Source organism: Streptomyces palmae (assembly GCF_004684805.1).
Classification (GTDB): Bacteria; Actinomycetota; Actinomycetes; order Streptomycetales; family Streptomycetaceae; genus Streptomyces; species Streptomyces palmae.
In genome coordinates this window covers 1-9,207 of record NZ_SRID01000284.1, presented here as the reverse complement: position 1 = coordinate 9,207, position 9,207 = coordinate 1, and the positions used below count along the sequence as shown (strand labels likewise).

5 protein-coding genes and 1 pseudogene are annotated in these 9,207 nt (G+C 74.7%); 2 read left to right on the top strand and 4 right to left on the bottom strand.

The genetic code is table 11. The features are described 5' to 3' along the window. A partial coding sequence (locus E4099_RS23965; protein WP_280923521.1) for a 4-hydroxy-3-methylbut-2-enyl diphosphate reductase occupies positions 1-963 on the top strand: 963 nt, incomplete at its 5' end. A 2-nt stretch (positions 964-965) separates the two neighbouring features. After that, entirely contained in the window at positions 966-2,042 is a 1,077-nt protein-coding gene (locus tag E4099_RS23960) for a polyprenyl synthetase family protein (RefSeq protein ID WP_135341192.1), read from the top strand. A gap of 290 nt (positions 2,043-2,332) precedes the next feature. Here E4099_RS23960 and E4099_RS23955 read toward each other — a convergent pair whose 3' ends face one another. The 4 genes and pseudogenes from E4099_RS23955 to E4099_RS23940 form a co-directional block, all read right to left on the bottom strand. Next, entirely contained in the window at positions 2,333-4,789 is a 2,457-nt protein-coding gene (locus E4099_RS23955; protein WP_135341191.1) for a winged helix-turn-helix domain-containing protein, read from the bottom strand. Between the two features lie 201 nt (positions 4,790-4,990). Continuing rightward, complete coding sequence (locus E4099_RS23950; RefSeq protein WP_135341190.1) at positions 4,991-5,602, bottom strand: TetR/AcrR family transcriptional regulator; 612 nt, start codon at positions 5,600-5,602, stop codon at positions 4,991-4,993. Between the two features lie 327 nt (positions 5,603-5,929). Beyond that, a complete protein-coding gene (locus E4099_RS23945) occupies positions 5,930-8,875 on the bottom strand; it encodes a MalT transcriptional regulator family protein (RefSeq protein ID WP_135341189.1) in 2,946 nt (981 codons plus the stop codon). 2 nt (positions 8,876-8,877) lie between these two features. Next, positions 8,878-9,207: pseudogene (locus tag E4099_RS23940) on the bottom strand (HSP90 family protein); the annotation flags it as partial.

Genomic DNA, 9,207 nt, shown 5'->3' with positions numbered 1-9,207 from the left:
GCCACACCCTCGCCGGCCGCCGCGCCCGGCTCCGCCGCCCGCAAGCGGGTCCTGCTCGCCGAGCCGCGCGGGTTCTGCGCGGGAGTGGAGCGCGCCATCGGCATGGTCGAGCGCGCGCTGGAGATCCATGGCAGCCCGGTCTACGTCCGCAAGCAGATCATCCACAACCAGTACGTCGTCCGCCAGTTGGAGAAACGCGGGGCGATCTTCGTCGAGTCGGAGGAGGACGTGCCGGAGGGCGAGGTGTGCGTCTTCTCCGCCCACGGGGTCTCCCCGGCGGTCCGGGCGAGCGCCGACGCCCGGGAGCTGAACGTGATCGACGCGACCTGCCCGCTCGTCTCCAAGGTGCACCAGGAGGCCAAGCGGTTCGCCGCCGGGGGCCGCACCATCCTGCTCATCGGCCACGCCGAGCACGAGGAGGTGGAGGGCACGGTCGGCGAGGCGCCGGAGCACATCGTCGTGGTGGAGAACCTGGAGGACGCCCGCACGCTCCAGCTGCCCGCGGGGGCCGAGGTCTCCTATCTGACCCAGACCACCCTGTCGCTCGACGAGACCCGGGACATCGCCGCCGAACTGCTGCGGCGGTTCCCCCAGCTCAGGGGGCCCGGCTCGGACGACGTGTGCTACGCGAGCCAGAACCGGCAGAGCGCGGTCAAGGAGCTGGCGGCCCAGGCCGATCTCGTCCTCGTCGTCGGTTCGGACAACTCCAGCAACTCGGTCCGCATGGTGGAGGTGGCGATCCGGCACGGCGCCGAGTCCTACCTGGTCAACGACGTCTCCAAGCTGGACGAGAGCTGGCTGCGGGGCGTCACCACGGTCGGTGTGACCTCCGGCGCCAGCGCCCCGGAGATCCTCGTCGAACAGCTGGTGTCCCGGCTCGCCGAACTGGGCTACGGCCATGTCGACACCATCACCACGGCCACCGAGGACGTCGTCTTCGCCATGCCAGGGAGCCTGCAGTGACCATGACCCAGAACCCGGACGCCCACCGCGCAGAGGCGGCGATGAGCCCGCGGAAGGCGCGCTCGGCGCTGCTGGCCCGGGTCGAGGAGCGGCTCGCCGGCTTCCTCGCCGAGGAGCGCCGTACCTGGGCCGCCTCCAACCCGGACGCGGTGGAGCTGGTGGACTGCGTGGCCGACATGGTGTCCAGCGGCGGCAAGCGGCTGCGGCCGTCCTTCTGCGTCGCCGCGTACCTGGCGGCGGGCGGCGACCCCGGCTCGTCCGCGGTGGTCGACGCGGCCGCCGCGCTGGAGCTGCTGCACACCTCCGCCCTCCTCCACGACGATGTCTTCGACGCCTCCGAACTGCGCCGGAACGAACCCACCGCGCACATCCGGCACGCCGTGCTGCACACCGAACGCGGCTGGCACGGCGAGCCGCGGCGGTACGGGGAGAGCGTCGCGGTGCTCGCCGGCAACCTCGCCCTGGTCTACGCGGACCGGCTGATGGCCGGCGCGGCGCGCACCGAGTGGAGCCGCCGGATCTGGGGGGAGCTGTCCACCGAGCTGATGGTGGGGCAGTTCCTCGACGTCCGGGCCGCCGCCCGGTTCCGCCCCGATCCGGCGCTCGCCCGCTGGATCGCGCTGTTCAAGTCGGGCCGCTACACGGTCTCCCGGCCGCTGGCGGTCGGCGCGGCGCTCGCCGACGGCACGCCGGGCCTCCAGGAGGTCTTCGAGGAGTACGGTCTCGCGCTCGGCGAGGCCTTCCAGCTCCGCGACGACCTGCTGGACGCCTTCGGCAGCGCGGAGGTCACCGGCAAGCCGGCCCGCCTCGACTTCAAGCAGCACAAGATGACGCTGCTGATGTCCTTCGCGCTCGCCGACGAGCCCGAGGTACGGGACCTGGTCGGCGACGACCTGCCGGGCACCGACCCCGACGAACTGCATGCCCTGCTGATCCGCACCGGCATCCGCGACCGGGTGGAGGCCGTCATCGCCGAGCGGCTGAAGGTGGCGAACGAGGCGGTCGCCGCCTCGCTCTCCCCGCGGTGGGCGGCCGAGCTCCAGGCGATGGCGAAGGCCGCGGTCCACCGCGACAAGTGATCCTCGGGGCCCACCGCCCTGACGCGACCCACCCTGGTGTGCGGCCGCTCGGCGGGCGGCGCGGCCTCCGCCGTCCGCCGGCCGGCCGCCGCACTCGCCGGGAAGCCGCCGCACTCGCCGGGAAGCCGCCGCACTCGCCGGGAAGCCGCCGCACTCGGGGCGGCGGCGCGGCCGCGGGTGCCGGGGCCGGTCGCGGCCGGGCGGTTCGCGGGGCGGCACCCGGCCCGTGCCGGCGACCCGAAGGCCCCGCCCGGGCTCGGGCCCGAGCGGGGCCGCGTCGTGGGGGGCCGTCAGCCGGCGGCCCGGCGCTGCACGATACGCGTGACGTGCACCCGGGACGGGCACTCCAGCTTGGTCATCACCTGGCGGAGGTGGTTGACCACGGTCCACTCGGACAGCTCCAGGGTCCGGGCGATCTGGCGGTTGGTCATGCCCTCGGCGACCAGTTCGGCGATCTGGTGCTGGCGCGGGGTGAGCCCGGCGAGCCGGGGGTCCTCCTGGGGTTCCTCGACCGGAGCGGGCGGCGGCGCGGAGAGCGCCAGGGTGAGCGCGGACTGCGGGGACGGGCAGTCGGCGGGGGTGCCGGGCAGCGCCACGACACGCTCGGACCGGGTGCCGCCCGGGCAGGGCAGGTCGGTGGCGACCCGCCGCCGGGCCGCCGCGAAGCCCTCGTCGCAGGCCACCTGGTGGTGCTCCCGCAGGGCCCGGGCCATGGCGAACATCCGCTGCATGTGCTGCCGTTCGGCGCTGCCGCCGTCCGGTGCCGCGCTGACCGCGGTCGCCAGTGCCCCGACCACCTCGGCGGGGCTGCCGCCGTGCAGCAGCAGCAGTTCCATCGCCTCCCGGACGGTGCGGTACGCCTCCTCGGTCCGGCCCAGCGCCAGCCGTACCCGGGCGAGGTCGACCAGCGCCGGAGCGAGGGCGTGCGGTTCCTGGAGCGACCGCAGGTCCTCCAGGGCGAGCAGCAGGGGTTCCTCGGCGTCCGGCGCGCCGCGTTCGGCGCGGACCCGGGCGAGCAGCCGGCGGGCGGTGGCCGCGCCGCGGACGTCCCGCCGGGCGTCGAACTCCACCACGGCCCACAGTGCCCGCGCCTCCGCCGTCCCGGCATCCCCCGCCTGCCGGGCCAGCTCCGCGCGGAGCACGGTGATCTGCGGGCCGCCGTGCGACCCGTCACCGATGTGCGGGTCGGGGCATCTGTCGAGCCCGGCCGCGCGGGACAGCAGGGATTCGGCGGCCGCGAGGTCACCGCGGGCCAGGGCCCAGCTCCCGGCGGTCCGCAGACCGTCGGCGAGGGCTGCGCGTTCCGCCTCGGCCGCATCGGGCGCGGTGGCGGACCGGTCGGGCAGCGCGCTCTCCAGGGCGGTCAGCGAGCGCGTCAGCACCGCGGCCGTCTCGGGCAGCAGGTTGTGCACGGTGAGCGCGTCGTCCAGGGCCAGGAGCAGCCGGATCGCCTCGGCATGCCGGCCGGCGTCCTGCAGGCGCCGGACGGCGGCGCGGATGTCGGGCATCCGGGCGGGGACCAGGGCCAGCCAGCGGGCCCGCTCGTCGGGGGCGCGCAGACCGCCTTCCGCCGCGGCGGCGAACCGGATGTAGTGGTCGGTGTGGCGGTCGTACGCCTCCGCCTCCTCCCCCGGCGTCCCGGCGAGCTGCTCGCGGTAGTAGGCCCGTACCGCGCCGAGCAGGCGGAACTCCGGTTCGCCGGCCACGCGTCCGGCACTCACCAGCAGGCTCTTGCGGACCAGCGCGTCCAGTCGGCACATCGCCTGGGTGCGGCTCAGGTCGCCCAGCCGCTGCACGGTCAGCAGGTCGATGGAGGTCTCGCAGACCGCCAGCCGCCGCAGCAGGGCGCCCTCGCCGGTGCTGAGCGCCCGGTCCCCCCAGGCGAGCGCGCCGGGGACGGACTGGTGCCGGGCGGGTACGTCCAGCGGGCGGCTGGTGTACGGGTATTCGCCGCGGCGCAGTGCCATGAGGAGCGCGCCGGTGCTGACGGCGCCGACGGCGCGCGCGGTCACCTCGATGGCGAGCGGCAGCCCGTCCAGCTCGGCGCAGATCTCGGCGATGTCGCGCAGCTCGCCGCTGTGCAGCACATCGCTGCGGTAATGGGCGCCGACTCGGTCGAGGAAGAGCCGGACCGCGTCCGAGTCGCCCGGTTCACCGTTCCGGTCGGCCACCGGCAGCGGTGCGACCGGGAAGAGGTGCTCGGCGTAGACGTTGAGGGACGAACGGCTGGTGAGCAGCGTTCGCAGCCGGGGGCAGCGCCGCAGCAGGGCCGCGATGTCGGCGGGCAGCATCGGCGCCACCAGGTCGCTGTTGTCGAGGGCGAGGATCAGCTCGCGCTCACCGATCGCGGCACCGATCAGGTCCGGGAGGCAGCCGCCGAGGCCGCCCGGGACGCCGGAGTCCTCGGCGATGCCGAGGGCGGCGGCCACCGTGCGCCAGGCGGCGGTGCGGCTGCCGGCCAGGGCCAGATCGACCACCACGACCTCCGCGGTCGGCCGGGCGGCCCGCGCCGCGGGGGTCGCGTCGGCTGCCGCGGCCGGGGCCGCCGGGAACGCCGTGCGGGCGAGCACCGCGTGCAGCAGGGCGCTCTTGCCCACGCCGGCCGGGCCGGTGACGGTGAGCAGCCGGATGCCCGGTTCGCTCAGGATGCGGATGAGTTCGGCGATCTCCTGCTCCCTGCCATGCAACCGGGCATCCCGAGTCAGACGCAGATCCGGGTGGATACCTCGGTCCATGAGCTGGTCCACGACATCACTCCCATCAGTTCTTGGCTGCGAAAACGCCAAATGTGAGACGACCGCGCGATTAACAGCCCGTCAGATGCAATCCCGGGCAGCCTCTCAACGGAAACATCGACCACTCCGCCGTGGCACAAGATGTTTCACAGGTCCCAGGATTCTTTCGGGACATGGTGCCCCACTGATGGTTCGCTGGAGGACCGATCAAGATCACGGAGTCAGCGGTTCCAGAAAGCTGTCGACAAGCTCCGGCACGTACTGATCAGGGAACTCCTGCCCCGAGATGAGCCTGCGGAAGACCAGCGGGCCCAGCAGGTGGTCGATCGCGACATCGGTGTCAAGCTCCTTGGGCAGCCCCCCGCGCGCCTTGGCCTCGTCCACGATCTCCCGCAGCCCGTCGGTCCCCTTGCAGCTGCACGCGCTGAGCACCTCCGCGTACCGGGGGTCGAGCGGCGCCTGGTCGATGATCACCCGCAGCGCCCGCTCCGACTTCGGGTTGTGCAGCACCCTGAGGAAAGAACGCAACTCCCCGATGAGATCGGCCCGCAGCTCACCGGTGCGCTCCACCGGCTCCACCTGGAACAGCTCCGCCAGCAGCTGCTGGATCAGCATCGCCGCCTCCGGCCAGTGCCGGTACAGCGTCGTCCGGCCCACACCGCTGCGCGCCGCCACCGACGCGTGGGTCACCCCCGCCCAGCCGTTCTCGATCAGCAGATCGCTCGCGGCCGCCAGCGCGGCGGCCCTGCTGCGCTCCGCCCTCGGGTCCAGGCCGCGGCCGGCGGTCCCGAGGGCGTACGACTCCTTGGGGTCCGCTTTCCCCATCTCCACACTCCCCGCTATGAGGCCGTACTGTGGGGCAGGTTGCGCCACAGCTTGGTCAACCATACGGCCTCACCGGACGCCGCGAAGGGGGAGACGGCGGCCCGATCAGCCGCGAAGCCGCCCGTCTCCCCTGGTCACAACGGCTCGGGCGGCGCACGGACCCGCACGGCACCGACTCAGCCGCCATCGCCCCCGGCGGTGCGAGGTGCCGAACGAAGTCGAGAACCTCGCCGCCTCTCACCGCCGGCCGACCCGTGCCGCGACGGGGAGTTCACATCTCGGCCCGATGCCGGTGCAGCGGCCGGCCCCGGCACCGGGACCGGCGGGTCACTCCTGCTCGCGCAGCCGGGCCGCCAAGGCGGTCAGCGGCTCGGCCTCCTCGGTGTGGCCCAGGGCGGTGAGGCGGGATACCGCCGCGTCGAGGCGGGTGAGGGCGGGGGCGGGGCGTTCCAGGTAGATGCCCTCCACGGCACCGGCGAGACGGGTGCACTCGGCCCACTCGGCGGCGCGTTCCTGCTCCGGTCCCGGCTCGCCGAGCAGGGCGAGCGCCTTCTCCAGGGCGGCCACGGCGTCCTCGTACTCACCGGCGTAGGCGTTGACCCGCCCGTGCTCGTAGGCCAGGGCGGTGTCCAGGGAGCGGCCTCGGGCCTGGTAGGCGTCGGCGCGGGCCGCGTCGGCGATCCGGCCGGCGTCGGCGAGGAAGGCGCGGGCGTCGGCCAGGCCTTCGGCGCCCTGCCGCTGGGCCTGGAGGCGGGCGAGTTCGCGCAGGCAGTTGCTGAGCTGCTCGTAGCGCGGGGCCTTGGCGTGGGCGGCGAGTGCCTGGTCGGCGACCTCGCGGGCCCGTTCGAACTCGCCGGACTCGCCGAGGAGTACGGCGGTCTCCGCGGCGATCATGGCGTGGCTTCCCGGGTCGTCGTCCCAGCCGGCCGACTCGGCGGCGAGGGCGACGAACTCCGCCGTGGCGGCCTTGAGGTCGTCCCCCGCGTGCAGCGCGCGGGCGCGGGTCAGGCACAGTTGGGCCAGGAGCCGGTCGTCCAGCTCCCCGGCGGCGGCGTCCGGTTCGGCCAGCAGCGAGTCGAGCAGGGCGATGCAGTCCTCGACGCGGCCCAGGTCGAGGCTGAGCTGGGCCGCGTTGCTGTAGGTGCAGAACGCGTCGGTGCGGCGGTCCCGGCGGAGGTCCAGCTCCGCGGAGCGCGTCAGGTGCCGCAGCGCCTCCTCGGGTCGTCCCAGGTGCATGCACGCCTCGGCCAGATCGCCGTGCAGGCGGGAGGTGTCGACCACGTCCGCCGGCCAGTCGGCGGCCAGTCGCAGGCCCTCGGTGAGGTCCGCGTGGGCGGCCCGCGCGTCCTGGAGGCCGAGCCGGAGCCGGCCGCGCAGCCCGAGCACGCGGGGCAGGTGCCAGGCGGGGCCGTGCGCCCTCGACCAGTCCAGGGAGGCGTCGATCTCGCTGACCGCGCGGGGCAGGTCGCCGGAGAGGGCGTAGGTGCTGGCCCGCATGAGCCGGGCGCCGGAGATCTGCCCGGCGATGCCGTGCCGGGTGGCGAAGGCGTCCAGCAGGTCCAGCTCGGCGAGGACCGGCGCGATGTGCTCCTCGCTCCCCGAGGACTGCAGGCGCAGGGCGAGCGCGGTCACCCGCAGCCGCAGCAGGCGGGCCTCCTGGTACGGGGCCAGGCCGGGCGTCTCCTCGTGCAGGCGGACCATGGAGGCGTGGGCGGCGGTCAGCGCGGCGGCCGTCGCCTCCGCTTCGTCCTCGGCGCCCTGCGCCGGGACCTCGGCGGCGGCCAGCAGGGCGCAGGCGTGGGCGAGGGCCGCGTCCCCGACTGCTCCCGCCTCCTCGTACAGCCCCGCGGCCTCCTCGCGGAGGGCCGCGGAGGCGGCGAAGTCCTCCCTCTCGCCGGCCCGGTCCGCCTCATCGGCCAGCAGGTCCGCGCGCAGCCGTACGAGCGGGCCCACGGCCGGGTCCTCGGGGTGGGTGTAGTCGCGGGCGGCGGTGAGGGTGCGCAGTCGCGCCCAGCAGGCCCGCGCGTCCGGGTGCCCCTGCTCGTCCAACTCCCGTGCGCGGATTATGAGTTCGGGAAGCGAGTCGGGGAGGGCGGCGGCCGTGCGGGCGGCGGGCGTACCCACCCGGGCGGCCGGGGCGGCCGGCGCCACCTCGTCCAGGTCGCGGGTGCGCAGGGTCAGCTCCAGCCCGTCCAGGAGCGGGGCGCGCTCCAGGCGGGCCCCGCGGCGGTCGGTGTGCGCCGTGGTGCCGTTGCGGGCGTCGAAGCGGGCGGCGAGGTGGTCGGCGCGGGCACCCAACTCGGCGCGCAGCTCGGCCACCGTCCAGCTGCGGCCCGCGTACCCGGCGGCGGGCAGCTCGCCGTGGCCGACGAACTCGACGCGCTGGAGGAGGACTTCCACGCCGGTGAGGAAGGAGAGCAGGTCCAGCGGCGAGTCGACCTCGTCGAACAGGCTCCGGTTCTCGGCGAGCAGTTCCAGGCCGCGTGCCTCGTTGCCGGTCAGCGCGCAGAACTCCAGGTGCCGGCCGACCTCCCCGGACATCGAGGGGTTGCGGCGGCAGCCGCGGTAGCCGGCGAGGTGCAGCTCACGGGCCTGGTCGGCGCGGCCGGTGCGCAGCAGGGGCAGCAGCGCGTACGAGACGGAGCGGGCCGGCTCCTCCTGGCAGGACTCCTTGCCGGCCAGGACGGGCTCCCAGGCGCGCAGCGCCCGCTCGTCGTCGCCCGCCGCGAGGTGGTACAGGGCGCGTTCGCAGGTCTCGCAGGCCTCGCAGTCGCTGAGCCGGGTGCGGGCGCGGCCCGCCCACAACTCGTAGGCGAGGGCGGTGTCCTCGCCGACGTGGGCGGCGAGCTGGTACGCCTGTCCGTAGTAGGGCTGGAGGCCGACGCCGGCCTTCTCGTACCGGTCGCGCATCTCGGTCAGCCACTGCCGGAGGCTGGCCAGCGGTATCTCGGGCAGTGAGCGCAGGGCGTTGGCCACCCACTTGAACCGCCAGAACAGCGTGTGGCGCAGGCGCTCGTCGAAGACCTCGGGGCGCTCGTCGAAGAGGGTGAGCAGGCGGGCGAAGACGACGGGCGACTTCCGGGGTTCGGAGCCGTAGGTGTACGCCTCCTGGAGTTCGAGGAGCGCGTCGATCAGCGGTACCGGGTCCGCGAACTGCTCGGCGGCGTCGACGAGTTCCTCGGCGGTGACGGTGCGGGTGCGGCCGTAGGGAAGCCGGTCGTTCTCCTGGAGCGCCTGGTACAGCTCGTCGGTGTTCTGGGGTGCGGTCGGCATCGTCAGCTGTCCTTGCGGAGGGCGTGGGCGAGAAGGTCGAGGAAGGAGCGGTTGATGAGGCTCGACTCGGCGGGCCTGAGCGGGCGCCGGGACAGCAGCGCGGCCTGCCCGTAGAGGGCTTCGGCGCTGGTGCGCGCCAGCTCGGGCTCGTCGATGGCGACGGCGGTGCGGACCAGCGGGTTGAGCTGGTTGAGGATCAGCTGGGCCCGCGGCGCCTCCTGGCGCAGGGCGCCGAGGATGTCGCCCCACAGGCCGCCCTGCTGCTCGCGGGCGAGCTGGGAGCGGGTGCGCTCGTGCCGGGCCTCGCGGCTGTCGACGAGGAGGGCGGGGGC

Coding starts and splice junctions, on each gene's coding strand:
- E4099_RS23960 (WP_135341192.1), top strand. CDS start 966: ATGACCCAGAACCCGGACGCCCACCGCGCAGAGGCGGCGATGAGCCCG.
- E4099_RS23950 (WP_135341190.1), bottom strand. CDS start 5,602: ATGGGGAAAGCGGACCCCAAGGAGTCGTACGCCCTCGGGACCGCCGGC.
- E4099_RS23945 (WP_135341189.1), bottom strand. CDS start 8,875: ATGCCGACCGCACCCCAGAACACCGACGAGCTGTACCAGGCGCTCCAG.